The 23,846-nt window shown below is 64.1% G+C and carries 24 protein-coding genes and 1 tRNA gene; 14 read left to right on the forward strand and 11 right to left on the reverse strand.

Annotated elements, in window-relative coordinates; all coding sequences use genetic code 11:
• Nucleotides 1-31 precede the first annotated feature (31 nt).
• The gene (locus tag GGQ64_RS08090; protein ID WP_183801863.1) at nt 32-313 is read left to right on the forward strand and encodes an Rdx family protein; all 282 of its coding nucleotides are present in this window, start codon (nt 32-34) and stop codon (nt 311-313) included.
• A gap of 45 nt (nt 314-358) precedes the next feature.
• On the opposite strand, the gene GGQ64_RS08095 is transcribed toward GGQ64_RS08090, so the two are convergent.
• Complete coding sequence (locus tag GGQ64_RS08095; protein ID WP_183801866.1) at nt 359-832, reverse strand: BA14K family protein; 474 nt, start codon at nt 830-832, stop codon at nt 359-361.
• Nucleotides 833-1,016: 184 nt separating this feature from the next.
• Between GGQ64_RS08095 and GGQ64_RS08100 the strand changes: the two genes are divergently transcribed.
• A complete protein-coding gene (locus GGQ64_RS08100; RefSeq protein WP_183801869.1) occupies nt 1,017-2,453 on the forward strand; it encodes a phosphomannomutase in 1,437 nt (478 codons plus the stop codon).
• 110 nt (nt 2,454-2,563) lie between these two features.
• Nucleotides 2,564-2,650: transfer RNA gene (locus tag GGQ64_RS08105), tRNA-Leu, on the forward strand.
• A gap of 109 nt (nt 2,651-2,759) precedes the next feature.
• Here GGQ64_RS08105 and GGQ64_RS08110 read toward each other — a convergent pair.
• Complete coding sequence (locus tag GGQ64_RS08110; RefSeq protein WP_183801872.1) at nt 2,760-4,175, reverse strand: helix-turn-helix domain-containing protein; 1,416 nt, start codon at nt 4,173-4,175, stop codon at nt 2,760-2,762.
• A 131-nt stretch (nt 4,176-4,306) separates the two neighbouring features.
• On the opposite strand from GGQ64_RS08110, the gene GGQ64_RS08115 reads away from it, so the two are divergent.
• The 3 genes from GGQ64_RS08115 to GGQ64_RS08125 are packed head-to-tail and all read left to right on the forward strand — an operon-like array spanning nt 4,307 to nt 8,242.
• Nucleotides 4,307-5,839, forward strand: a complete 1,533-nt coding sequence (locus tag GGQ64_RS08115) for an acyl-CoA carboxylase subunit beta (protein ID WP_183801875.1) — start codon at nt 4,307-4,309, stop codon at nt 5,837-5,839.
• A 16-nt stretch (nt 5,840-5,855) separates the two neighbouring features.
• Entirely contained in the window at nt 5,856-6,233 is a 378-nt protein-coding gene (locus GGQ64_RS08120; RefSeq protein ID WP_183801878.1) for a hypothetical protein, read from the forward strand.
• Between the two features lie 2 nt (nt 6,234-6,235).
• The gene (locus GGQ64_RS08125) at nt 6,236-8,242 is read left to right on the forward strand and encodes an acetyl-CoA carboxylase biotin carboxylase subunit (protein ID WP_183801881.1); all 2,007 of its coding nucleotides are present in this window, start codon (nt 6,236-6,238) and stop codon (nt 8,240-8,242) included.
• Between the two features lie 25 nt (nt 8,243-8,267).
• Here the strand turns inward: GGQ64_RS08125 and GGQ64_RS08130 are convergent, their stop codons facing one another.
• Nucleotides 8,268-8,621, reverse strand: a complete 354-nt coding sequence (locus GGQ64_RS08130) for a type II toxin-antitoxin system RelE/ParE family toxin (protein ID WP_183801884.1) — start codon at nt 8,619-8,621, stop codon at nt 8,268-8,270.
• Complete coding sequence (locus GGQ64_RS08135) at nt 8,611-8,880, reverse strand: ribbon-helix-helix domain-containing protein (protein ID WP_183801887.1); 270 nt, start codon at nt 8,878-8,880, stop codon at nt 8,611-8,613. Before GGQ64_RS08135 ends, GGQ64_RS08130 begins: the two co-directional genes overlap by 11 nt.
• Nucleotides 8,881-9,560: 680 nt before the next feature.
• On the opposite strand from GGQ64_RS08135, the gene scpA reads away from it, so the two are divergent.
• Nucleotides 9,561-11,744 (forward strand): methylmalonyl-CoA mutase, encoded by a 2,184-nt coding sequence (gene scpA, locus GGQ64_RS08140; protein WP_183801891.1) that lies wholly within the window; start codon nt 9,561-9,563, stop codon nt 11,742-11,744.
• Nucleotides 11,745-11,769: 25 nt separating this feature from the next.
• Here scpA and GGQ64_RS08145 read toward each other — a convergent pair whose 3' ends face one another.
• Nucleotides 11,770-13,329 carry a D-aminopeptidase gene (locus tag GGQ64_RS08145; protein WP_183801894.1) on the reverse strand — a complete coding sequence of 520 codons (1,560 nt, stop codon included), beginning with the start codon at nt 13,327-13,329 and terminating at the stop codon, nt 11,770-11,772.
• A 208-nt stretch (nt 13,330-13,537) separates the two neighbouring features.
• On the opposite strand from GGQ64_RS08145, the gene GGQ64_RS08150 reads away from it, so the two are divergent.
• Nucleotides 13,538-14,029, forward strand: coding sequence for an acyl-CoA thioesterase (locus tag GGQ64_RS08150; RefSeq protein ID WP_183801897.1), 492 nt, complete (start codon nt 13,538-13,540; stop codon nt 14,027-14,029).
• 229 nt (nt 14,030-14,258) lie between these two features.
• Here the strand turns inward: GGQ64_RS08150 and GGQ64_RS08155 are convergent, their stop codons facing one another.
• Nucleotides 14,259-14,456: a hypothetical protein gene (locus tag GGQ64_RS08155; RefSeq protein ID WP_183801900.1), complete on the reverse strand. Its 198-nt coding sequence runs from the start codon at nt 14,454-14,456 to the stop codon at nt 14,259-14,261.
• Between the two features lie 434 nt (nt 14,457-14,890).
• Between GGQ64_RS08155 and GGQ64_RS08160 the strand changes: the two genes are divergently transcribed.
• On the forward strand, nt 14,891-15,811 hold the full coding sequence (locus tag GGQ64_RS08160) for a hypothetical protein (protein WP_183801903.1): 921 nt from the start codon (nt 14,891-14,893) through the stop codon (nt 15,809-15,811).
• An 82-nt stretch (nt 15,812-15,893) separates the two neighbouring features.
• Here GGQ64_RS08160 and lepA read toward each other — a convergent pair whose 3' ends face one another.
• Nucleotides 15,894-17,726: a translation elongation factor 4 gene (lepA, locus tag GGQ64_RS08165; RefSeq protein ID WP_183801906.1), complete on the reverse strand. Its 1,833-nt coding sequence runs from the start codon at nt 17,724-17,726 to the stop codon at nt 15,894-15,896.
• 91 nt (nt 17,727-17,817) lie between these two features.
• Entirely contained in the window at nt 17,818-18,417 is a 600-nt protein-coding gene (locus GGQ64_RS08170; RefSeq protein WP_183801909.1) for a GNAT family N-acetyltransferase, read from the reverse strand.
• Nucleotides 18,418-18,516: 99 nt separating this feature from the next.
• Here GGQ64_RS08170 and GGQ64_RS08175 point away from each other — a divergent pair, with 99 nt between their 5' ends.
• From GGQ64_RS08175 to GGQ64_RS08190, 4 genes are all read left to right on the forward strand, one after another.
• Entirely contained in the window at nt 18,517-18,918 is a 402-nt protein-coding gene (locus GGQ64_RS08175) for a ketosteroid isomerase-related protein (protein WP_183801912.1), read from the forward strand.
• Nucleotides 18,919-18,980: 62 nt separating this feature from the next.
• Complete coding sequence (locus tag GGQ64_RS08180; RefSeq protein WP_183801915.1) at nt 18,981-19,559, forward strand: helix-turn-helix domain-containing protein; 579 nt, start codon at nt 18,981-18,983, stop codon at nt 19,557-19,559.
• Nucleotides 19,560-19,569: 10 nt separating this feature from the next.
• On the forward strand, nt 19,570-20,106 hold the full coding sequence (locus GGQ64_RS08185) for a GNAT family N-acetyltransferase (RefSeq protein WP_183801917.1): 537 nt from the start codon (nt 19,570-19,572) through the stop codon (nt 20,104-20,106).
• Nucleotides 20,107-20,250: 144 nt separating this feature from the next.
• Complete coding sequence (locus GGQ64_RS08190) at nt 20,251-20,481, forward strand: hypothetical protein (RefSeq protein WP_183801920.1); 231 nt, start codon at nt 20,251-20,253, stop codon at nt 20,479-20,481.
• Between the two features lie 3 nt (nt 20,482-20,484).
• Here the strand turns inward: GGQ64_RS08190 and fabI are convergent, their stop codons facing one another.
• Genes fabI through fabA form a run of 3 tightly spaced genes read right to left on the reverse strand, consistent with a single transcriptional unit; the run spans nt 20,485 to nt 23,086 of the window.
• The gene (fabI, locus tag GGQ64_RS08195; protein ID WP_183801923.1) at nt 20,485-21,291 is read right to left on the reverse strand and encodes an enoyl-ACP reductase FabI; all 807 of its coding nucleotides are present in this window, start codon (nt 21,289-21,291) and stop codon (nt 20,485-20,487) included.
• A 7-nt stretch (nt 21,292-21,298) separates the two neighbouring features.
• Nucleotides 21,299-22,522 (reverse strand): beta-ketoacyl-ACP synthase I, encoded by a 1,224-nt coding sequence (fabB, locus tag GGQ64_RS08200; protein WP_183801926.1) that lies wholly within the window; start codon nt 22,520-22,522, stop codon nt 21,299-21,301.
• Between the two features lie 48 nt (nt 22,523-22,570).
• On the reverse strand, nt 22,571-23,086 hold the full coding sequence (gene fabA, locus GGQ64_RS08205; RefSeq protein WP_183801929.1) for a 3-hydroxyacyl-[acyl-carrier-protein] dehydratase FabA: 516 nt from the start codon (nt 23,084-23,086) through the stop codon (nt 22,571-22,573).
• A gap of 316 nt (nt 23,087-23,402) precedes the next feature.
• On the opposite strand from fabA, the gene irrA reads away from it, so the two are divergent.
• Nucleotides 23,403-23,825 carry an iron response transcriptional regulator IrrA gene (gene irrA, locus GGQ64_RS08210; protein ID WP_183801932.1) on the forward strand — a complete coding sequence of 141 codons (423 nt, stop codon included), beginning with the start codon at nt 23,403-23,405 and terminating at the stop codon, nt 23,823-23,825.
• Nucleotides 23,826-23,846 lie beyond the last annotated feature (21 nt).

Below are 23,846 nucleotides of genomic sequence, written 5' to 3' on the forward strand. Positions count from 1 at the left end.
AGTTCGCATCGGCAGGAAGGAAAAGGCAGGCATGAGCCAGAAGCCCCGGATCACCATACTCTACTGCACCCAGTGCAACTGGCTCCTGCGCTCGGGCTGGATGGCGCAGGAACTTCTGCAGACCTTCGGCGACACGCTCGGCGAGGTCGCGCTCATCCCCGGCACGGGGGGCAACTTCGAGATCCGCGTGGATGGCGAGCTCATCTGGGAGCGCAAGCGCGACGGCGGCTTTCCGGGGCCGAAGGAGCTGAAGCAGCGGGTGCGCGACATTGTCGAGCCCGAGCGCGATCTCGGCCACGTCGACAGGCCCTGACGCATCCGACCCCGGCAACGCCGCCGGAGCCGGCGCGCAGATCGCTCAGCGATACGGCGAAACGCAGACGCGATAGACGCCGCTACCGGCATGATACCGGTCCGTCGCCGGATTATAGGTGCGATAGCGGTTCGTGCACCAGCCGATATGGCTACCGTAGCCGCTGCGAACGGCCGGGGCATAATACGGACCGTCATAGGGGCGATAGATGGTCACGCTGCGGGAGTAGGGCTGGTAGCTGGGCCGGGGTGGCATATAGGGGCGGTAGGGACGATAGATCGGCCACGAATAGGCGCGGTAGTACGGCCTGTTCAAGGGATTGTAGAGTGGCCCGGTGTTCCAGCAACTGTAGCCGTTGCACACGAAGGCAACCGGGACGATATCGCCCTTAGGGCCGTTGCTTTCGGCGAAGCCACGGTCCGGGATCACCGTCGGACCGGCGACGGCAGCAGACGTCAAGCCGGGCGAAACGGCGAGGCCGGCCGCGACGGTCAGTAGGAGGTTACGCAAGCTGAACATTTCGATCCCCTGTGCGTTTTTGGAGTGTACGTTTACGGAATTTGGCTTCCGCTGGGCTCCTTGTCCTGTCGTCCGGTCGGGCGATCGCGTGCCGGAGAGGTCAGGCGGGACAAGCCGGCAAAAATCGGGCATGACATGAGCGAGACATGGGCGAGCGCCAGCATACTATAATTTGGAGCATGAGATGAGTCTGAAATTCGGCACCAGCGGGCTGCGCGGCCTATCGATCGACCTGGAAGGCCCGCCGGCTGCACTCTACGCAACCGCATTCGCGCGTCACCTCATCGGCTCCGGCCTTGCGACCAAGGGCGACAGCCTGCTGATCGCCCGCGATTTCCGCCCGTCGAGCCCGGCCATCGCCGCCATCGCCGCCGGCGCCATCGAGCGTGCCGGGCTCACGCCCATCGATTGCGGCACGATCCCCACGCCTGCGCTGGCGCTTCTCGGCATGAAGCGTGGCGTCGCCAGCCTGATGGTGACCGGGTCGCATATCCCCGCCGATCGCAACGGCATCAAGTTCTACCGGCCCGACGGAGAGATCGGCAAGGCGGACGAGGCAGCGATCACCCGCATCGCAGATGCGCTCTCGGCGGCGGGTGAACAGATCGATGCCACGCCTGTCTCCTCAGCCGATGCTTCTGCAGAGGCGGAGGCACTGTTCCTGGCGCGCTATGAGGGACTTCTTGCGCCGGACGCACTGAAGGGCAAGCGGATCGGCGTCTATCAGCACAGCACGGTCGCGCGCGACCTGTTCCTCACCGTGCTCGCCGCTTTCGGTGCCGACTGCGTGCCGCTCGGTCGCTCGCAGACCTTCATCCCGGTCGATACCGAGGCCGTCCCGGCGGAGACCGTCGAGATTCTGCAGCGCTGGGCAGCCGAACACGGCCTCGACGCGATCGTTTCGGCCGATGGCGACGGCGACCGGCCGCTCGTCACCGACGAGACCGGCACGCCGCTGCGCGGCGACCTGCTCGGCCTGATCACCGCCAACTTCCTGAACGCGGATGTTGTGGCAACGCCGGTGACCTCCAATTCCGGGATCGAGGTGGCGGGCGCCTTCAAAGTCCTGCGCACCCGCGTCGGCTCGCCCTTCGTGATCGCGGCCATGGACGAAGCCGTGACCGGCGGCGCGAAGGCCGTCGTCGGCTTCGAAGCGAACGGCGGCACGCTGACCGGAACGACCTGCTCCGCTAACGGCGCGACACTCACAGCCCTTCCGACCCGTGACAGCTTCCTGCCGGCACTTGCCGTGCTCTCGCTCGCCGTCGAGCGCGGGCAGCCTCTGTCCGCGGTTGCCGAAAGCTTCAATCTTCCGGCCGCCGCCGCCGACCGGCTGGAAAATTTCCCGCTCGAGACGAGTGCTGCGCTGATGGCGGAATTGCGCTCGGGACCACAGGCGCTGGCTGCGTTCCTTGCGCCGATCGGCACGCCGGCTTCGAGCAGCGACATCGACGGGCTCAGGGTGGCGCTGGAGGACGCAAGCATCATCCACTTCCGCCCCTCCGGCAACGCGCCGGAAATGCGCTGCTATGTCGAGGCCGCCGACGAGACCGCCGCCAACGCGCTTCTTGCACAGGGGCTCGGGCTCATCCGCACCTGGGCCTCACGGCGCAACGCGTAGGCCGCGCGGGGCATAGACAGGGGAGAAATGCTGCAAAAGCACATGCCGTTGCAAAAACTTCAAAAACCCAGTTGACACCAACGGCATCGCCCCGTACATCCGCGTCCGTCGCCCAGATGGCGGAATTGGTAGACGCGCCAGCTTCAGGTGCTGGTACTCGAAAGGGTGTGGAGGTTCGAGTCCTCTTCTGGGCACCATTCCTTCTCCGAAGACGTTTCCGGACGTCGCATATCGGATTGAAAAACCCCGGTTTTCCGGGGTTTTTTCGTTTCCGGCGTTCTGTCAGTCGCTATTTTCGCAAAAGCCTCAGCTCTCCAGCTCGTAGGGCACGATCCGGCGCACGTGATGATCGACGTGCAGGCGGCGCTTGAAGGGCGGGACGGCGCGGCTGGCGCAGTTGGCGCGCTCGCAGATGCGGCAGGAGATACCGATCGGGGCGAAGGCGCCGGCATTTTCCAGGTCGAGATCGTCGGCATAGACGAAGGCGCGGGCGTAGGAGATCTCGCAGCCGAGCGCCAGCGCATATTCCGGGCGCGCGGCACGGAAGCCGCCGCTCCCCTTCGAGGCGTGGGTGGCCAGACAGAGGTAGCGCACGCCGTCGGGCGTTTCGGCGAGCTGGCGCAGGATGCGGCCGGGGCGCTCGAACGCCTCGTGGGCGTTCCAGAGCGGACAGGCGGCCCCGAAGCGGGCGAACTGGAATTTCGCCGCGCTGTGGCGCTTGGTGATGTTGCCGGCGCGGTCGATGCGGGCAAAGAAGATCGGCACGCCCTTGAGCCCCGGCCGTTGCAGCGTGCTGAGACGATGGCAGACCTGCTCGATCGAGGCGCCGAAGCGGGCGGCCAGCAATTCCAGGTCGTGGCGCAGTTCCTGTGCCGCCTGGAGAAAGGCGCCATAGGGCAGGAGCAGCGCGCCGGCGACATAGTTCTCCAGACCCATGCGACAGATTTCCATCGCTTCCTCCGAGCGAAACCCGGCGCCCTGCACCACGGTATCGATCTCGCGGGGCGCCTGCAATTGCGCGATCTGCAACGCCAGCTGGAAGTCGCGGGTCGGGGCTGCGGCATAGGGATTGATCGTCAGCACGCGCGCCTGCGGATCGTAGCGGCGGATCGCATCGTCTCCGGCCACGCCGCGCGCGAGCCGGACGCCGAAGGCCTTGTCCAGATGCTCCGCCAGCGCCGCATGATTGTCGCCGCGGCCGATGCCGAGATCGCCCGCCAGCCGCTCGGCCACAAGGTCGAGTTCGTGGATGTAGTTGTCGACGAAATGGAAGAAATCGCGCACTTCCTCGTAAGGCGTCGTCTCTGCCGGGCCGCCGGCGCGGCCGAGCGTGGCGTCGAGGCTTGCCAGCCGCTCACTGCTGCGGCGATAGGCCTGGTGGCAGGCGATCAGCGCGTGCGCCAGCCCCGGCGCATTCTGGGTGACGAGCTTCAGCTCCTGCAGGCTCGGCGTATAGGTCTCGAACAGCGGGTCCGTCAGCGCCTCGGACAGCGCCGACAGCAACCGGTCGTTCTCGCCCACGGAGAGCTCCGCGATGTCGAGGCGGAACTTGTCGGCGAGCGCCAGGAGGACCGCGGCGGAGACGGGGCGCTGGTTGTTCTCGATCTGGTTCAGGTAGCTGGTGGAAATGCCGATTCGCTCGGCGAACTGGCTCTGCGTCGTGCCGCTCGCCAGCCTGAGATCGCGGACCTTGCGGCCGATGAAGAGTTTGCCGATCGCCATGCTTCACCGTGTTTGCAAATTCGCATTTTCAATTTTGCTTTTTTATATTGCCACATTTGCGCCTGTTCAACTGTTTTCAAGCGGACAATATCGGCATAATGCGCGCTCACACAGTTGCAGAGGGAGTGACGATGCGCCCGATACTCGAGCAGTTGCAGGCCCGGCGCGATGAGGCCTATCTCGGCGGTGGCGAGCGGCGGATCGACGCCCAGCACGGCAAGGGCAAGCTGACGGCGCGCGAGCGCCTGGAGGTGTTGCTCGATGCCGGCTCGTTCGAGGAATACGACATGTACGTGACCCACCGCGCGGTGGATTTCGGCATGGCGGGGCAGAAGATCGCCGGCGACGGCGTGGTGACCGGCTGGGGCACGATCAACGGCAGGCAGGTCTACGTCTTCTCCCAGGATTTCACCGTGCTCGGCGGCTCGCTGTCGGAGACACATGCGCAGAAGATCTGCAAGATCATGGACATGGCGGTGCGCAACGGCGCGCCGGTGATCGGGCTGAACGATTCGGGCGGGGCGCGGATCCAGGAGGGTGTCGCCTCGCTTGCGGGCTACGCCGAGGTGTTCCGCCGCAACGCCGAGGCCTCCGGCGTGATCCCGCAGATCTCCGTCATCATGGGCCCCTGCGCCGGCGGCGCGGTCTATTCGCCGGCCATGACCGACTTCATCTTCATGGTGCGGGATTCCTCCTACATGTTCGTCACCGGCCCGGACGTGGTGAAGACAGTGACGAACGAGATCGTCACGGCCGAGGAGCTCGGTGGCGCGGGCACGCATACGAGAAAATCCTCGGTCGCCGACGGCGCCTACGAGAACGACATCGAGACGCTGGAGAACGTGCGGCTCCTGTTCGACTTCCTGCCGCTGAACAACCGCGAGAAGCCGCCCGTCCGCCCGTTCCACGACGATCCGGCGCGGCTGGAGGCGCGGCTCGACACGCTGATCCCGGACACATCCAGCAAGCCCTACGACATGAAGGAGCTGATCCTCGCCGTTGCCGACGAGGGCGATTTCTTCGAGCTGCAGGAGAATTTCGCCAGGAACATCATCACCGGCTTCATCCGGCTGGAGGGCCAGACGGTCGGCGTCGTCGCCAACCAGCCGATGGTACTGGCCGGGTGCCTCGACATCGACTCATCGCGCAAGGCGGCGAAGTTCGTCCGCTTCTGCGACGCCTTCAACATTCCGCTTTTGACGCTGGTGGATGTGCCCGGCTTCCTGCCGGGCGTGGCCCAGGAATATGGCGGCGTCATCAAGCACGGCGCCAAGCTCCTGTTCGCCTATTCCCAGGCGACCGTGCCGATGGTGACGCTGATCACGCGGAAGGCCTATGGCGGCGCCTATGACGTGATGGCGTCGAAGCATATCGGCGCGGACATCAACTACGCCTGGCCGACCGCCGAGATCGCCGTGATGGGCGCCAAGGGTGCTACCGAGATCCTCTACCGCTCGGAGCTCGGCGATCCGGAAAAGATCGCGGCGCGCACGCAGGAATACGAGGAGCGCTTCGCCAACCCCTTCGTCGCCGCCGAGCGCGGCTTCATCGACGAGGTGATCATGCCGCATTCCTCGCGCAAGCGGATCGCGCGGGCGTTTGCGAGCCTGCGGAACAAGCAGGTGGATACGCGGTGGCGCAAGCACGATACGATACCGTTGTGAGGGAAGATCAGAATCGATGAGCAAGCTTCCCGACATGACGAAGCATCGTGGTTTCCCGTCCGGCATGCCGGGTACGGGTGTCCAGTTCACCATCCGCCGCGCCAATCCCAAAGGCGTGACACCGCTCAAGGCGCTGCCCCGTCGCGCCCGGCCGGGAACGGCCGAGCACACGATCGATGCAGCCTTCCTGCATGCGCTCTGGCACCACTTCGGATCGGAACCGTTCGAGCGCGGCAATCTCGATGCGGCGCGGCTGAACCTGCTCTTCGGACGCGAGGTGGTGGCGGCAGACCCGGATTTCGACCCGACCTCCTACGAGGCCTTGCTCGTGATCGACGAGAAGGTGGCCCGCGCCTCCTTCCCGGAATCGTTTGAAGACGTGATGGAGATCTAGCCTTGGCGATCACGAAAATCCTCATTGCCAACCGTGGCGAGATCGCCTGCCGGGTCATCAAGACGGCGCGCAAGATGGGTATTGCGACCGTCGCCGTCTTTTCGGATGCCGATCGCGATGCGCTGCATGTGCAGATGGCCGACGAGGCGGTGCATATCGGGCCGGCGCCGTCGAACCAGTCCTACATCGTCATCGACAATATCCTCGAAGCGATCCGGCAGACGGGCGCGGATGCGGTGCATCCCGGCTACGGCTTTCTTTCGGAGAACGCAGCCTTCGCGCAGGCGCTGGAGAAGGAGGGCGTGACCTTCATCGGCCCACCGGTCGGCGCGATCCAGGCGATGGGGGACAAGATCACGTCGAAGAAGCTCGCCGCCGAAGCGGGTGTCTCCACCGTGCCCGGCCATATGGGCCTGATCGAGGACGCCGACGAGGCGGTGACGATCGCTTCCTCGATCGGCTACCCGGTGATGATCAAGGCATCCGCCGGCGGCGGCGGCAAGGGCATGCGGATTGCCTGGAACGACCAGGAGGCGCGCGAGGGCTTCCAGTCGTCCAAGAACGAGGCGAAGAACTCGTTCGGCGACGACCGCATCTTCATCGAGAAGTTCGTCACCCAGCCGCGCCATATCGAGATCCAGGTTCTGGGCGACCGGCACGGCAACACGCTCTATCTCGGCGAGCGCGAATGCTCGATCCAGCGGCGGAACCAGAAGGTGATCGAGGAAGCGCCCTCGCCGTTCCTCGACGAGACGACGCGCCGGGCCATGGGCGAGCAGGCGGTGGCGCTTGCGAAGGCCGTCGGCTACCACTCGGCGGGCACGGTCGAGTTCATCGTCGACGGCGACCGGAACTTCTACTTCCTCGAAATGAACACGCGGCTGCAGGTGGAGCACCCGGTCACCGAGCTCGTCACCGGCATCGACCTGGTCGAGCAGATGATCAACGTGGCGTCCGGCGAGACACTGTCCTTCAGGCAGGACGACGTGAAGCTGGACGGCTGGGCGATCGAAAGCCGGCTCTATGCCGAGGATCCCTACCGCAACTTCCTGCCCTCCATCGGTCGACTGACGCGCTACCGCCCGCCGGCGGAGGGGCGGCACGCCGACGGCACCGTCGTGCGCAACGATACCGGCGTCACCGAGGGCGGCGAGATCTCGATGTACTACGATCCGATGGTGGCCAAGCTCTGCAGCTGGGGACCGGACCGGACGGCCGCGGTCGAGACGATGGCCCGGGCGCTGGACGATTTCGAGGTGGAGGGCATCGGCCACAACCTGCCCTTCCTGTCGGCGGTGATGCGTAATGACCGTTTTCGCGAAGGGCGGCTGACCACGGCCTTCATCGCCGAGGAATTTCCGGACGGCTTCCACGGTGTCGCCCCCGACGCCGCATCGCGCCGCAAGCTTGCCGCCGTCGCGGCCCTCGTCAACGACCGGCTGCAGCGGCGAGCGACGAAGATCTCCGGCACGATCGGCAACCATCGCCGCCGGGTCGGTGCGGACTGGGTGGTGGCGCTCGGCAGCGAGCCTGTCGCTGTCACGCTTGCACAGGAAGGCGACGCCTCGCGCATCACCTTCGACGACGGCGCGACGGTGGCGATCCGCAGCGACTGGCTGCCGGGCCAGACCCATGCGACCTTCTTCGTCGACGAGGCGCCGATGGGCGTGAAGGTCAACAAGATCGGCTATGCGCTGCGGCTGCGCTGGGGCGGCGTGGACGTGATCGCCCGGGTGCGCGAACCGCGGGTGGCGGAACTCGCAAGGCTGATGCCGGTGAAGCTCCCGCCGGATACGTCGCGGATGCTGCTCTGCCCGATGCCGGGGCTGATCACGGCGATCGCCGTTGCCGAGGGCGACACGGTGGAAGCCGGCCAGGCGCTGGCGACGATCGAAGCGATGAAGATGGAAAACATCCTGCGCGCGGAGAAGAAGTCCGTGGTCAAGCGCGTGCCGGTTTCGGTCGGCGCCAGCTTGGCGGTGGACGAGATCATCATGGAGTTCGAGTGAGGGGACGATGCGTCGTCGCAGGCTGTCAATCTTCCGGTTGCAAGAGACGCTTCAGCATATGACGCTGGTGATCCTGACCACCGAAGAAGACAGCGATAACGCGGATGATTTCGGCAGTGTCGTCGACATGAAAATAGATGATCGCACGGTTCTTCGTGACGTGACGCAAGCCGGGCCTGATGTCCGGATGAAGGCTTCCCTGGTGCGGTGCGAGCGCCAGAGCCCTAACGTCTTTCTTGAGGGCGTCCACGCGGCGAATTGCCGTCTGAAAGGCATCGGACAACGTCGCTCCGAGCGCAACATGCGAATCGACCAAATGCCTGAAGATCAAGTTCAGATCCCGGTCATTGTCTTTGGAGCGGATGACCTTATAGGCCATAGGCTTTTCTGTTGGCCTCGATCATCGCCGCAATCTGGCGATCACTCTCCTCCATCGTCAGAAATTCACCCTTCATGCGGTCTTCGACAAGCTGTCTCAGCGCCGCCCGCTCCGCATCCTTCAATTCGGTCTCCTCCCGCAGCAGTTCGATGCCGCGCTGGACGACGGCACTCAGGCTCGCATAGCGCCCGTCCTCGACGAGTTTCCGCGCAAAGGCGTCCTGCTGGTCGGAAATCGATACGGAAGCTTTCACGGACATGGGGTGTCTCCTGTGTCAGCGAAAGATACTACCAGGTAGCATCCGAATCAAACGCAGCAAAAAATTTTCGCTCCTGTTCGTCCCCGTATCCCCGACCCGGGCCTATACTGATGCCGTTCCGTCGCGGATACACCGGCAGGCGTGCCGGCGAGGCGGAGCCGGCGCGCGCATCGGGGATAGGACGCAAAGCCCCCATGCTCGGGTCCGCGGAGGATGGTTTCACTCCGACTGGGGGAGGGAGCGGGATGTTTGTCGGACTGACATCCTGCTTTCCATCCCGGAGGGTGCACCGCAACCGCCTGTCGCGATCTTCGGACGCGGCCGGCACCGGTTCGGCGCACAGGATGCGGGGCCGCACCGTGCGCGTTCGAGGGGCTTTAAACCCGGACGCACGGCGCAGGTGGAAGACGAGGCCTAAAGGCAGTCATGGCCCGGGCATCGTAAGCCTGAGAGCGTGCATGACACCCTCGATCGAGGGGCACGCCACTGTTCCCACAAACCCCGCCGATCACGGACGAAGCCGAGGCCGCGGATATAAACCGCCGAACGGGGCGCTGAGAGGTGTCACTTTTATACCAATATACGAGGCAGCTTTCAGCGCCCCGTCCGCAGTCCATATTGATCACCACGGCGCTTTCGGGCGCGCGTGAACGCGATCGCGTATTCAGGAGGAGAAGTCCGTGTCAGACGAAAGCTCGAAGGCTCAAGACCCAGGCAACGGGAAGGGCGACACGCGCGGCCATGAACACTGGGAGGCCCTCGCCGAGCGCGAACTGAAAGCCTCCCCCGAGACGATCACCTGGCAGACGCCGGAAGGCATCACCGTCAAGCCGCTCTATACGGCCGCGGACCTCGATGGAATCGGCCATCTCGGCTCGCTTCCCGGCCTTGCGCCTTTCGTGCGCGGGCCGCGCGCGACCATGTATGCCGGCCGGCCGTGGACGATCCGGCAATATGCCGGGTTCTCGACGGCGGAGGAATCCAACGCTTTCTACCGGAAGAACCTCGCCGCTGGGCAGAAGGGCCTTTCCGTCGCCTTCGACCTTGCCACCCATCGCGGCTACGACAGCGACCATCCGCGCGTCGAGGGCGACGTCGGCAAGGCGGGTGTGGCGATCGATTCGGTCGAGGACATGAAGATCCTGTTCGACGGCATCCCGCTGGACGAGATGTCGGTGTCGATGACGATGAACGGCGCGGTGATCCCGATTCTCGCGAGCTTCATCGTCGCCGGCGAGGAACAGGGCGTCCCGCGCGCAGCCCTTTCCGGGACCATCCAGAACGATATCCTGAAGGAGTTCATGGTCCGCAACACCTACATCTATCCGCCCGAACCCTCGATGCGTATCGTCGCCGACATCATCGCCTACACGGCGAAGGAGATGCCGAAGTTCAACTCCATCTCCATCTCCGGCTACCACATGCAGGAGGCCGGCGCGACGCTCGTGCAGGAACTGGCCTTCACGCTGGCCGACGGGCGCGAATATGTGCGGGCAGCACTCGCCAAGGGGCTGAACGTCGATGATTTCGCCGGCCGCCTCTCCTTCTTCTTTGCCATCGGCATGAACTTCTTCATGGAGGCGGCGAAGCTGCGGGCGGCAAGGCTGTTGTGGACCCGCATCATGGAGGAGTTCGAGCCGAAAAAGACGTCCTCGCTGATGCTGCGCACGCACTGCCAGACCTCCGGCGTGTCGCTGCAGGAGCAGGACCCCTACAACAACATCGTCCGCACCGCCTTCGAGGCGATGTCGGCTGCACTCGGCGGCACCCAGTCGCTGCACACCAATTCCTTCGACGAGGCGATCGCGCTGCCGACGGAATTTTCCGCCCGCATCGCCCGCAACACCCAACTGATCCTGCAGCACGAGACGGGCGTGACGAAGGTAGTCGATCCGCTGGCGGGCTCCTACTACGTGGAGAGCCTGACGAACGAGCTGGCCGAGAAGGCCTGGGCGCTGATCGAGGAGGTCGAGGCGCTCGGCGGCATGACGAAGGCGGTTACCGACGGTCTGCCGAAACGGATGATCGAGGAAGCGGCGGCGCGGCGGCAGGCGGCGGTCGACAAGGGCGAAGAGGTGATCGTCGGCGTCAACCGGTACCGGCTGGAAAACGAAGATCCGATCGACATCCTGCAGATCGACAACAGCGCCGTGCGGACAGCCCAGATCCGGCGGATCGAGGAGACGAGGCGGCGGCGCGACGGCGAGCGGGTTCGCGCAGCACTCGAGGCGCTGGCCGCGGTCGCACGGACCGGCCAGGGAAACCTGCTGGCGGCAGCAGTCGAAGCCGCACGCGAGCGGGCCACGGTGGGCGAGATCTCGGATGCGATGCGCCGGGCCTTCGGCGATCACGAAGCCACGCCCGAGGTCATCAAGGACGTCTACGGCGAGGCCTATCGCGGCGAGCCGGAGCTGACGGTGCTGCGGACGCGCATGTCCGGCATTGCCGAAAGGCTCGGCCACCCGCCGAAGATCATGGTCGCCAAGCTCGGTCAGGACGGGCACGACCGGGGCGCCAAGGTGATCGCGTCGGCGTTCGGCGACATCGGCTTCGACGTGCTGGCCGGGCCGCTGTTCCAGACGCCGGAGGAAGCTGCGGCGATGGCGCTTTCGGAGGCGGTCAACGTGATCGGCGTGTCCTCGCTTGCCGCCGGCCACAAGACGCTGCTGCCGCAGCTCATCGACGACCTGAAGAAGAGGGGCGGCGGCGAGGTGATCGTCGTCTGCGGCGGCGTCATCCCGCGGCAGGACTACCAGTTCCTGCAGGATCACGGCGTGGCTGCGGTGTTTGGTCCGGGCACCAACGTGATCGAGGCGGCCAATTCCGTGTTGGACCTTTTGGAAGGTCGGCGGCGAAACATCTGACGCAGCCGCCCGTGTGCGCCGTTCCTTAGCCGGCTTTCGAATACGCGACCCCGCGGGCGAGCCAGCAGCCGAGCGTGAGCCCCGCCACCTCTCCGCTGTCGTTTCGGCGGACGGTCAGGGTCCAGTCGCCGGGGGCGGGCGCATCCATGGAGCGGCGGCAGGAGAGCCGCCAGACGTCCTCGCCGACCGGGTGGACCGGATGCATCGCGCCCCTACCGAGAAAGCCCTCGAAGGCGCCGAACCAGGCGCCGCCGGCGGAGACGATCTCGAAGGAGGCGTCCAGTTCCGCCGAAACGTAGCGGCCGGCGATGTCGTCGCGCAGGCCCGGCCGGATGCGGGTGGCAACCGTTGCGAGGTTCTCGCCGGGACGCTCCATGCGCACCGCATCGCCGTCGCGCGCCAGCGTCATCGTCGACGAACGGGCGATGCCATCCGCACCGAGCGAAAGGGTTTCGGCCGAGGTCGCAAAGCGCGCCCTCAGCCCGTCATGCACGGTGGAGATGCGCAGCAGCAGGCCGGTCGACGGCTCCAGATAGCTGCCTGCCCATTCCGGCGACGGCCTCGTCTTCTCGACCGGTGTCTGCGGGCGGCCGAGGACGGCGCGCAGCACGGCGTTCGCCGCGGCGTGGGCATCGGCCTCGTGGTTGAACATGACCACGACGGAGAGGCGCTCGGCCGCGGCATGCAGCCGCCTGGCGCGGAAGCCGCGCAGCGCGCCGCCATGGCCGATCAGCGCGACACCGTCGACCGTCTCGCGGGCGAGGCCGAAGCCGTAGCGGGACGCCCTGCCGTCGGAAAACGGCTGCGGCGCGGAAATGCGGTTGTAGAGACCGTCCGGGTCGTCGCGGCTGCGATCGATGAAGGTCTCCCAGGCCAGCATGTCGTCCAGCGAGGCGGCGATGCCGGCATCACCGGACCAGAAGACGCGATTGACGGCGGGGAAATAACCGAGGTTCGCATTGCCCTCATAGCCGACCACGCCGTTCAGCGGCTCTGCCGTATCGGCGGCGAGGATCGCCGTCTCCATGCCGGCCGGGGTAAACAGGCGCTCGCGATAGACCTCCGCCAGCGGCCGGCCGGCCGCCTCCTCGACGAGGTCGCCGAGGATCCGGAAATTGCCATTGGAATAGGAATAGCGGCTGCCGGGCTCGAAATGCGTGCGGCACATGCGCGAAAACAGCCTGGCCGCATCGTCGCGGGCGAAGACGCCGTCGGCGAGCGCGCCGTGCAACACCGTCAGCGCCCAGTAGTCACGCAAGCCCGACTGGTTGGCGCAAAGCTCCGCCACCGTCGGCCGTCGCCCCTCGATGTTTGGCAGGTGGCGGGCAAGGGCGCCGTCGAGCTTCGCCGGATCGCCCACGAGGTCGAGCAGGGCGGCGCAGGTGAACTGCTTGCTGATCGAGCAGATCGGCAAAAGGGTCTCCGCCGTCATCTGCTGGCGCCGGTCGAGATCGGCATAGCCCCAGGCATGGCGAACGATGACCTCGCCGTCGCAAACGACGCCGACGACACCGCCGGGCCCGGGATAGCGGTCGGGCAGCGCCTGGACGGTGGCTTGAAGGGCGGCGGGATCGATCTGGGTCATGGGAGATGGCTTCGCAGAAAGGGGACGAAAGGGCATGCGCGGCCGGGCGCCGCGCCGGCGGACCGTATCGCGCCGGGCTGGTGCAGGCAACTGGGACCGGCAAGCCGTCATGACCGGCAGCGTCGCCGCGCGGGTTCTTTTCCTTGCGGGCCGCAGCCGGTAGGCTTATGGGCTCTTCCCGACCGACCGCTCTTCGAAAGGACCACCCATGGATCGCGCCCATGACCCCAGCCAGCTCGAAATGGTGGTGCTGATGACGCCGGACATGGCGAATTTTTCCGGCAAGGTGCACGGCGGCGCGCTGCTGAACCTGCTCGACCGCGTGGCCTATTCCTGCGCCTCGCGCTTTTCCCAGCAATATGCGGTGACGCTTTCGGTGGACCAGGTCGTGTTCCGCCAGCCGATCCATGTCGGCGAACTCGTCACCTTCCGCGCCTCGGTGAACCATGCCGGCCGCACCTCGATGGAGATCGGCATCCGGGTCGAGGCGGAAAACATCCGCACCGGCGAGCGCCGTCACACCAATTCCTGCTATTTCACCATGGTGGCGGTGGATGCCAGTGGCAAGCCGACGGCGGTGCCCTCGCTTGCGCTGGACACCGAGGCTAAACAGCGCCGGGCAAAGGCCGCCGAAGGGCGCCGGGCGCTGCGCCAGGAGTTCGAGGCACGGCACAAGGAGATGAGGGAGGGGGCGGAGTGAGGCTCATGCTGAAGCGGGTTGCGCAACGACAGGCGCTGCGCATCCCCGTTTCACGAGTTATTTGGCCCAATGGCCAAGCACCCATTCCCATTGGCGCCGCTCATAATCATAGCGCCAGTGAGCCTTGACCCACTTGGTTTTACCCAGAGGGCGAAGGGTCTTCATATTCTGAAGACGGTCGACAGGTTTAGGCGGCTTCGGAGGATGAAATTTCATCATTGATCCATCCTCAGGCCGCACGCTCTTTAAGCGCTGCTTCGCGGCTGCCGATGAACTTCCGTTCCTTGAGAACTTCGTTCACGCGGCCCGGATTGACATCGAGGCTTGCCGCAATCCGGTTCTGAAATTCGCCGGCCCAATAGCGAAGCCAAATCTGGACGGCGTCTTCGAAGGTGAGCGTATAGCTCGGTATGTTGTCATTGGTCATGATGACCTCCTGACTTCAAGCTAAGCCCTCTTGAAACGGAGACCGGGAAATGCGATTCTGAAGGGGTCAACCTCATCAGAGATCGGCATTCCCAGTTATTCCGTCCAACGGATCAGGGCTTGTCCGCTGACACCATGGGTCACAATGCAGGTCGGGTACCAGCCTTCCTGTTTTGTGGCCCTTTTTGTTACCGCCAACCGCGACGGTGTTCGATGGTGCGGTTGGCTACGACTCTTCTCATATTGTCCTTCTCCGACTTCCAATCGACGCGCCACTACACGTTGCATTGCAGCTACCTGCGCGACTCAATATGCACCATTGCCTCGCGCTGCGCAATATGATTGCTAATTTGTATGCGCGCCTAGGTTATGGCCATTGCTTAATTGCTTAATTCGAATGCTTATGGTACTGCATTTCATAAATGGAGATCGGATATGTCGCGAGTTCACAGTCCTGGATACCCCAACACGAGCCTTCCCAAGGCGATTGGTCAGGCTCGAAGCATTCACGCGGCAGACCGGCGAAATGTCATTGATCGTGACGTTGCCGCTAAACACATCGGCTACAGCGGTCAGAGCGGCGCGTCTGATAAAGCGCTTGCTTCCCTTGCCCACTATGGTTTGCTTGAGAAGGCTGGAAAGGGGCAAACACGTGTCACTCAGCTTGCGGTAGATATTATTCACCCAGTTAGTGAGACCGCAAGGAAACAGGCGCTCCTGGAAGCGGCCTACACTCCCACAGTATTTGCCGAAATCCGCGATCGTTTTCATGATGGCCCGCCGTCGGAGGGAGCACTTAAATCCTGGCTGTCCCGCGAGAACTTTCTCGATAGGGCAATTGGTCCAGTGGTTTCGGCCTATATGGATACGCAACGGTTTCTTGAGCAGGAAGAAGCATTCGAAAGTGGTGGCCCTTCGGTCGATGATAGCCGAGAATCTTTCGTGCCAGATCGAACGCCTCTCGTGGAGGGCAGCATTATGTTTGGCGGAGCGAAAGTCGGTGATCTCATTCAGTGGGAATCCCAAGGCGTGCTTCAGTTGCCAAAACCGCTACGTGTCCGCTTGGTGTCAGAAGACTGCAAGTGGGTGGCTGTAGAGGGAAGCCAAACAGGTATTCCAATGAATGAAGTGATCGTCGAGACGCCGGCATCGACCGACGTCAAATTTCCAACGTTTCCATTGCTGCAGGAAGATCAGGTCGCGTCTCCCGCCAAGGGCGAGACTGAATGGATGCGTAACAGCCTTAGTCAGGAGACCAATGTGCGAATTTTAGCGCGGGGCGATATGGGGCCAAAAGAAATAGGCAAACTAATCCGCCTACTAGAGGCACAGAAAGCCATTTTAGAAGAAGATTAAAGTCACAAATGCTCGCCCTGACAGCATAAGTTCACGCGTGCTCCCTCAAAGCAGGAGCGGGCATTACGGGGGATTCCCTCGCTCACTCATCCCCCATCTTCAGAGCCGCGATAAACGCTTCCTGCGGGATCTCGACCTTGCCGAACTGGCGCATGCGCTTCTTGCCGGCCTTCTGTTTTTCAAGCAGCTTGCGCTTGCGGGTGGCATCGCCGCCGTAGCACTTGGCGGTCACGTCCTTGCGGAGTGCGGAGATCGTTTCGCGGGCGATCACGTTGCCGCCGATGGCGGCCTGGATCGGGATCTTGAACATGTGCTTGGGGATCAGTTCCTTCAGCTTCTCGCACATGTCGCGGCCGCGCTTTTCGGCGGCCATGCGGTGCACCATCATCGACAGCGCATCGACCGGCTCGCCGTTCACCAGGATCGACATCTTCACCAGATTGCCTTCCTGATGGTCGGTGATCTGATAGTCGAAGGAGGCGTAGCCCTTGGAGATGGACTTCAGCCGGTCGTAGAAGTCGAAGACGACTTCGTTGAGCGGCAGGTCGTAGGTGAGCATGGCGCGGGTGCCGACATAGGTCAGCTCGATCTGGATGCCGCGACGATCCTGGCAGAGCTTGAGGATGCCGCCGAGATAGTCGTCAGGCGTCAGGATGGTCGCGCGGATCCACGGCTCGTGGATCTCGGCGATCTTGACCACGTCCGGCATATCGGCCGGATTGTGCAACTCGCGCTCCGAGCCGTCGGTCATGAACAGCTTGTAGACGACCGAAGGGGCCGTCGCGATCAGGTCGAGGTCGAATTCGCGCTCCAGCCGCTCCTGGATGATTTCCAGGTGTAGCAAGCCAAGGAAGCCGCAGCGGAAGCCGAAGCCGAGTGCTGCCGAGCTTTCCATTTCGAAGGAGAAGGATGCGTCGTTGAGGCGGAGCTTGCCCATCGCCGAGCGCAGGTCCTCGAAATCGGCGGCATCGACCGGGAAGAGGCCGCAGAAGACGACCGGCTGGGCGGGCTTGAAGCCCGGCAGGGCCTTTGCCGTCGGGCGCTTGTCCTCGGTGATGGTATCGCCGACGCGGGTATCGGCCACTTCCTTGATGGAGGCGGTGATGAAGCCGATCTCGCCTGGGCCGAGTGAGTCCATGGCCACCATCTTCGGCGTCAGCACGCCGACGCGCTCGACGGTGTATTTCGCATCCGTGCCCATCATGCGGACCGTCTGGCCCTTGGAAAGGCGACCTTCGATGACGCGCACCAGCACCATGACGCCGAGATAGGTATCGTACCAGCTGTCGACCAGCAGCGCCTTCAGCGGCGCCTTTTCGCCGCCCTCGCTCTTCGGAGCAGGCAGCTTGTGGACGATCGCCTCGAGCACGTCGGGAATACCGAGGCCGGTCTTGGCCGAGATCAGCACGGCCTCGGAGGCGTCGATGCCGATCACTTCCTCGATCTGGTCCCTGATGCGGTCGGGTTCTGCGGCCGGCAGGTCGATCTTGTTGAGGACCGTGACGATCTCGTGGTTGTTGTCGATCGCCTGGTAGACGTTGGCGAGCGTCTGGGCTTCCACACCCTGCGACGCATCGACGACCAGCAGCGAGCCCTCGCAGGCCGACAGCGAGCGCGAGACCTCGTAGGCGAAGTCGACGTGGCCGGGCGTGTCGATCAGGTTGAGCACATAGGTCTCGCCATTGTTGGCCTTGTAGTGCAGGCGCACGGTCTGGGCCTTGATGGTGATGCCGCGCTCGCGCTCGATCTCCATGTTGTCGAGCACCTGCTCGGACATCTCGCGGTCCGCAAGGCCGCCCGTCGACTGGATCAGCCGGTCGGCCAGCGTCGACTTTCCGTGGTCGATATGGGCCACGATCGAGAAGTTGCGGATATGGTCAAGGGGTGTCGACGAATTGGTGCTCATGGGCGCCATATAGCAGTGCGCCTTGCGACCGCAAAGCGGTAATTAACCGGCCGTTCCCCCTATTTTCAGGCCGTTGCGCTTTGTCGGCAAAGGACCGGCATCAACCAGTGGTGCGAAGGTCGCGGATCCAGAAGGACAGCGGCTTTTCGCTTTCCTCCGTCTCGTCGAGATCGCGCCAGGTGAAGGTGGTGCGCAGTTCGGGATGATGGCGGTAGCCGCGGTTTCCCCAGAAGCGGTCGAGCGGGGCGTAGCCGGCCGGGCGGCGCGGATGATCGGCGGGCCGCTCCACGGCGCAGAAGGTGCAGAACGCCAGCCCGAGCCTGCGGGCCTGAGCCTCGCGCCCCTCGAAGAACTTCACGCCGATGCCGCGGCCGCGATAGGCGGGGAGCAGCACGCTTTCGCCGAAATAGAAGTAGTCGCCCGGATCGCGGCCGGCGGCGAGGAAGGGCGCCTTGACCTCGTCCGTCTCGGCCGCCATCGGCATGCCGGTCGCCGCCCCGACGACGCGGCCGCCGTCCAGAGCCAGGACAAAGACAGAGCCTTCGGACCGCGCATAGGTGGCCAGGTATCTTCGTTCATAGGCGGGATCGCCGTCATAGAGGTAGGGGAAATCCCGAAAGACCGTGATCCTCAGTCGGGCGAGGTCGTCGACGTAGGGAGCGGCATCTGCGCCAGAAAACGATCTGATCTCGAGGGTCATTGCAGCATCATCCGGAGCCATGGCATTTGCAGGTGGCGATGGCTTGGTTATACCGGCAGAGTTCCATTCAGCAAGCATGCTTCATCCAGGGAGACATCCATGAAAGCCGCCGAGATCATCCGCGCCTACTACGACGCCTTCAACCGCCAGGACATGGACGCCTTCCTGGCGCTACTGGACGAAAACGTCGCCCATGACATCAACCAGGGCGAACGGCAGACCGGCAAGGCGGCTTTCGCGAGGTTCATGGAGCACATGAACCGCAGCTACAAGGAAACGCTGACGGAGATCGTCATCATGGCGAGTGAGGACGGCAGCCGGGGGGCGGCGGAATTCGTCGTCAACGGCGAGTACCTCGCCACCGACGAGGGCCTGCCGGAAGCAAAGGGCCAAACCTACACGTTGCCGGCAGGTGCTTTCTTCGCTCTTAAGGGTGATAAGATTAGCCGGGTAACGAACTATTACAGCCTGAACGACTGGATCGCCCAGGTTCAAGGCTGAAGTCATCGGGCTCATTTTGTCCTGGCTTGACTCCATTATAGTGGATATATAGATCTACCATAATGGAACACGATGAGACACATATCGATGCGGCGATCGCCGGGCGCCTGCGGGCGCTCCGCAACCGACGCGAACTGACCCTCGACGAACTGGCGGGCCGTTCCGGTGTCAGCCGCGCGATGATCTCGCGCATCGAGCGCGGCGAGGCGAGCCCGACGGCGCAGTTGCTGTCGCGGCTCTGCGCGGCCCTGGACGTCACGCTCTCGGTCTTCTTTGCCCCCGAAGGCGAAGAGGCCAGCCCGCTGTCTCGCCGCGCCGACCAGCCGGTCTGGCGCGATCCGGAAACCGGATACGAGCGCCGGGCCGTTTCTCCGCCGGCAACGCCGTCGCGCGTCGAGGTGATCGACGTGGCCTTTCCGCCCGGCGCCCGCATCGCCTACCCGCCCGAGACCGCGAAAGAGGGCATGACCCAGCACGTCTGGCTGTTTTCCGGAGCGCTCGAGATGACGATCGCCGGCATCACCCATCGACTGGAGCCGGGCGACTGCCTCTACATGAGCATCACCGAAGGCCACGTTTTCCACAATCCGGGCCAGGCGCCGGCGCACTATGCCGTCGTGCTTGACCGTGGCCGCAACTGAAGAGGGAACCATGGACGAGATCAGGATTCTGGGGCGCGACGAGGCGGCGGCACGGATCGACGAACTTGCCGACGTGCTCGTGGACTGCGTGATGGGCGGCGCCTCCGTGGGGTTCATGGCGCCCTATGGCCGCGACGACGCGCTTGCCTTCTGGCAGGGCGTGATCGCGGCGGTAGCGGACGGTTCGACGCTGCTTTTCTGCGCCGAACGGAACGGACGCATCGCCGGCACCGTGCAGGTCGGCATGCGGCAGATGCCGAACCAGGGCCACCGCGCCGACATCAAGAAGCTGCTGGTGAAGGAAAGCGAGCGCGGTCGCGGCCTGGCCCGGCGGTTGATGGAAGCGGCGGAAGGTGCGGCAGCGGCGGGCGGCAAGACGGTGCTGGTGCTCGACACGGCCACCGGCAGCCCGGCGGAGACCGTCTACCGCAAGCTCGGCTGGCAATGGGTCGGCGTCATCCCCGACTACGCCCTTTATCCCGACGGCAGCTTCTGCAGCACGACGCTGTTCTACAAGCGGGTCGGCGCAGGCGCCGCAGCGGCCTGATCTGTGGGGAAGACGGGCTGAACGGCACGGACTTGCGGGGCCGGCTTGCAGCGGCGCGTCACGCTGTCCCACGGTTGCATTTGCGATTGCAAACGAAAAGGTTCGGGTCCACCATCCGCCGCATCCCAACGAGGAGAGCGTGCGATGGTTTTCGGACCTTTCAGGCCGCCCATCACAGAAGATGTGGCGGAAGTCATCGCCAAGGACGTGAAGGAGAGCGAGGGGCATACCCCGCCCTCCGAGACACCGATTGCCTTCATCCGGCGCAAGATCGATCCGACCGTCGCCGTCGACATGCACCCGCGCGTGCGCCGGATCCTGCTCGGCATCGTGCTGGCGATGCTCGTGCTGGTCGTCGTGCTTCTGCTGCGCTGACGGCTACTCGCTGTCGGCGCGGGAGAGCGTTTCAAGCGTCGGCATCGAGGTGATGTTGTAGCCGGAATCGACGTAGTGGATTTCGCCGGTGACGCCGCTCGACAGATCCGACAGCAGGTACATGGCCGAATTGCCGACGTCGTCGATGGTGACGGTGCGGCGCAGCGGCGAGTTCTTCTGCTGCCAGGACAGCATGGCGCGGGCATCGGCGATCCCTGCGCCGGCCAGCGTGCGGATCGGGCCGGCCGAAATCGCATTGACGCGGATGCCGCGCGGGCCGTAGTCGGCAGCAAGATACCGGACCGAAGCCTCCAGCGCCGCCTTGGCGACACCCATGACGTTGTAGTTCGGCATCACCCGGACCGAGCCGCCATAGGTCAGCGTCAGCATCGTGCCGCCCTCGCTCATCAGGTCGGCGGCGCGCCTTGCGATCTCGGTGAAGGAGAAACAGGAAATAACCATGGTGCGGGTGAAATTGTCCCGCGAGGTATCGGCGTAGAGGCCCTTCAACTCGTTCTTGTCGGAAAAGCCGATGGCATGGACGATGAAGTCGAGCTTGCCCCAGCGCTCCTTGATATCGGCGACGACCGTGTCGACCGAGGCGACGTCCTCGACGTCGCAATGGAGCAGGAATTCCGAACCGAGCTCGGCCGCGAGCGGCTTGACGCGCTTGCCCAGCGCCTCGCCCTGATAGGTGAAGCAGAGTTCGGCACCCTGCCCCGCCAGCGCCTTCGCAATGCCCCAGGCGATGGAATGATTGTTCGCGACCCCCATGATCAGGCCGCGTTTTCCCTTCATGATCCCCGTCATTGGTCCGTTATCCGTTGTGGCGCTGGAAGACGAGCGTCGCGTTCGTCCCGCCGAAGCCGAAAGAGTTGGAAAGCGCAATGTCGATCTTGGCATCGTCGATCCGCTTGCGCACGATCGGCATGCCTTCGAATTCCGGATCGAGTTCCTGGATATGCGCGCTCTCGCCGATGAAGCCCGCCTGCATCATCAGCAGGCTGTAGATCGATTCCTGCACGCCGGCAGCCCCCAGCGAATGGCCCGTCAGCGACTTGGTCGACTGGATGTGCGGGATCCTGTCGCCGAAGACTTCGCGGATCGCGCCGATCTCCTTGCTGTCGCCGACCGGCGTCGAGGTGCCGTGGGTGTTGATGTAGTCGATGTCGCCCTTCACGGTGGCAAGCGCCTGGCGCATGCAGCGCACGGCACCCTCGCCGGAAGGGGCGACCATGTCGTAGCCGTCCGAAGTGGCGCCGTAGCCGACGATCTCGGCATAGATCTTGGCGCCGCGTGCCTTGGCGTGTTCGAGCTCTTCCAGCACCAGCACGCCGGCGCCGCCGGCGATGACGAAGCCGTCGCGGTTGATGTCATAGGCGCGCGAGGCGGTGTCGGGCGTGTCGTTGAACTTCGAGGACATGGCGCCCATGGCGTCGAAGAGGTTAGACATCGACCAGTCGAGGTCCTCGTGGCCGCCGGCGAACATCACGTCCTGCTTGCCCCACTGGATCATCTCGGCAGCATTGCCGATGCAATGGGCCGAGGTCGAGCAGGCCGACGAGATCGAATAGTTGACGCCATGGATCTTGAACCAGGTGGCGAGCGTCGCCGAAGCGGTGGACGACATCGCCTTCGGCACGGCGAACGGGCCGATGCGCTTGGGGCTACCGTTCTTCAGCGTGATGTCGGACGCCTCGACGATGGTGCGCGTGGACGGGCCGCCCGAGCCCATGATGATGCCGACGCGCTCGTTGGCGCCATAGTCCTTTTCCTCGAGCCCGGAATCGGCGATCGCCTGCTTCATGGCGACGTGGTTCCAGGCGCCGCCCTGCGACAGGAAGCGCATGGCGCGGCGATCCACCAGATCGGTCGTGTCGATGTTCGGCGCGCCCCACACCTGGCACTTGAAGCCGTGCTCGGCAAAATCCTTGGAGAAGCTGATGCCGGACCGGGCGTCGCGCAGCGACGACGTCACCTCGTCCGCATTGTTGCCGATGGAAGAAACGATACCAAGACCTGTGACAACTACCCGTCTCATCTGCTTAAACCTCTGTGATCCTTTAGCCCAACTGACGCCCTTGCGGCGTCAGGCGGCCTTTTCCTTCGACAGGCCGACGCGCAGGTCGGTTGCCTGGTAAATAGTCTCGCCATCGGCCTTGAGCCAGCCATCGGCCGTACCGAGCACGAGCCTGCCGCGCATGACGCGCTTGAAATCTATCCCGTACTGCAGAAGCTTGGTGTGCGGGCGGACCATGCCCTTGAACTTCACCTCTCCGGTGGAGAGCGCCATGCCGCGCCCCTCTTCACCAAGCCACCCGAGGAAGAATCCCGTCAACTGCCACATGCCGTCCAGCCCGAGGCAGCCCGGCATGATGGGGTTACCCTCGAAATGGCAGGGAAAATACCAATCGTCGGGCTTCACATCGTATTCTGCACGAATGAAGCCCTTGTCGAACGCTCCGCCCGTTTCCGAGATCTCGGTGATGCGGTGAACCATGAGCATCGGCGGCAGCGGAAGCTGCGCGTTCCCGGGGCCAAACAGTTCGCCGTGTGCACAGGTGAGGATCTCTTCGTAGGTGAAGCTCGATTGCCTGGTCGTCATGGGCTGTTTCTTCCCGGTCCTTGGTTCTTTGTTCTAGCTTTAGTGCAGGATGAGGCCAAAATGAAGCATTGGCCACTCGCCGCGCCGGCTGTGCCCGGCCTCCCCACAAGGGGAATGCCGGAGTGGATTTTGCGTTCCGCATACATGATGACCGGCCGGACAGCTAGTCCAAAGTGCCGGGTGGCGGCCAAAGCATTGGTTTTCCGCATCCTGCAACATTGTCGCTCCTCGCAAAACTATTGAATCCGCTCGCCGCAAAAGTTATATCGAAACGTCAAGATTGTTCTGCAAGATCAGGCGAACGGATTCGTCACCCATGGTGCATGTCAAAGAATTGAGCATAGAGACCCGGTTGCGGGACTGTGGCCTTCGGCCCACGCGTCAGCGCATCGCGCTGGCCGACCTCCTCTTTGCGAAGGGCGACCGGCACCTGACGGTGGAAGAACTGCACGAGGAAGCTGTCGATGCCGGCGTGCCGGTTTCGCTGGCGACGGTCTACAACACCCTCCATCAGTTCACGGAAGCCGGGCTCGTCCGCGTCCTTGCCGTCGAGGGCTCGCGCACCTATTTCGATACCAACATCTCCGACCATCACCATTTCTTCGTCGAGGGCGACAACGAGGTGCTGGACATTCCGGTCAGCAGCATCGAGATCGGCAATCTGCCGGAGCCGCCGGAAGGCATGGAGATCGCCCATGTCGACGTCATCATCCGCCTGCGGGCCAAGAAGAACCGCTGACGGCGTCCAGCCCAGCCGGCC

The organism is Mycoplana azooxidifex, from assembly GCF_014196765.1.
In the GTDB taxonomy this organism is placed as follows: Bacteria; Pseudomonadota; Alphaproteobacteria; order Rhizobiales; family Rhizobiaceae; genus Mycoplana; species Mycoplana azooxidifex.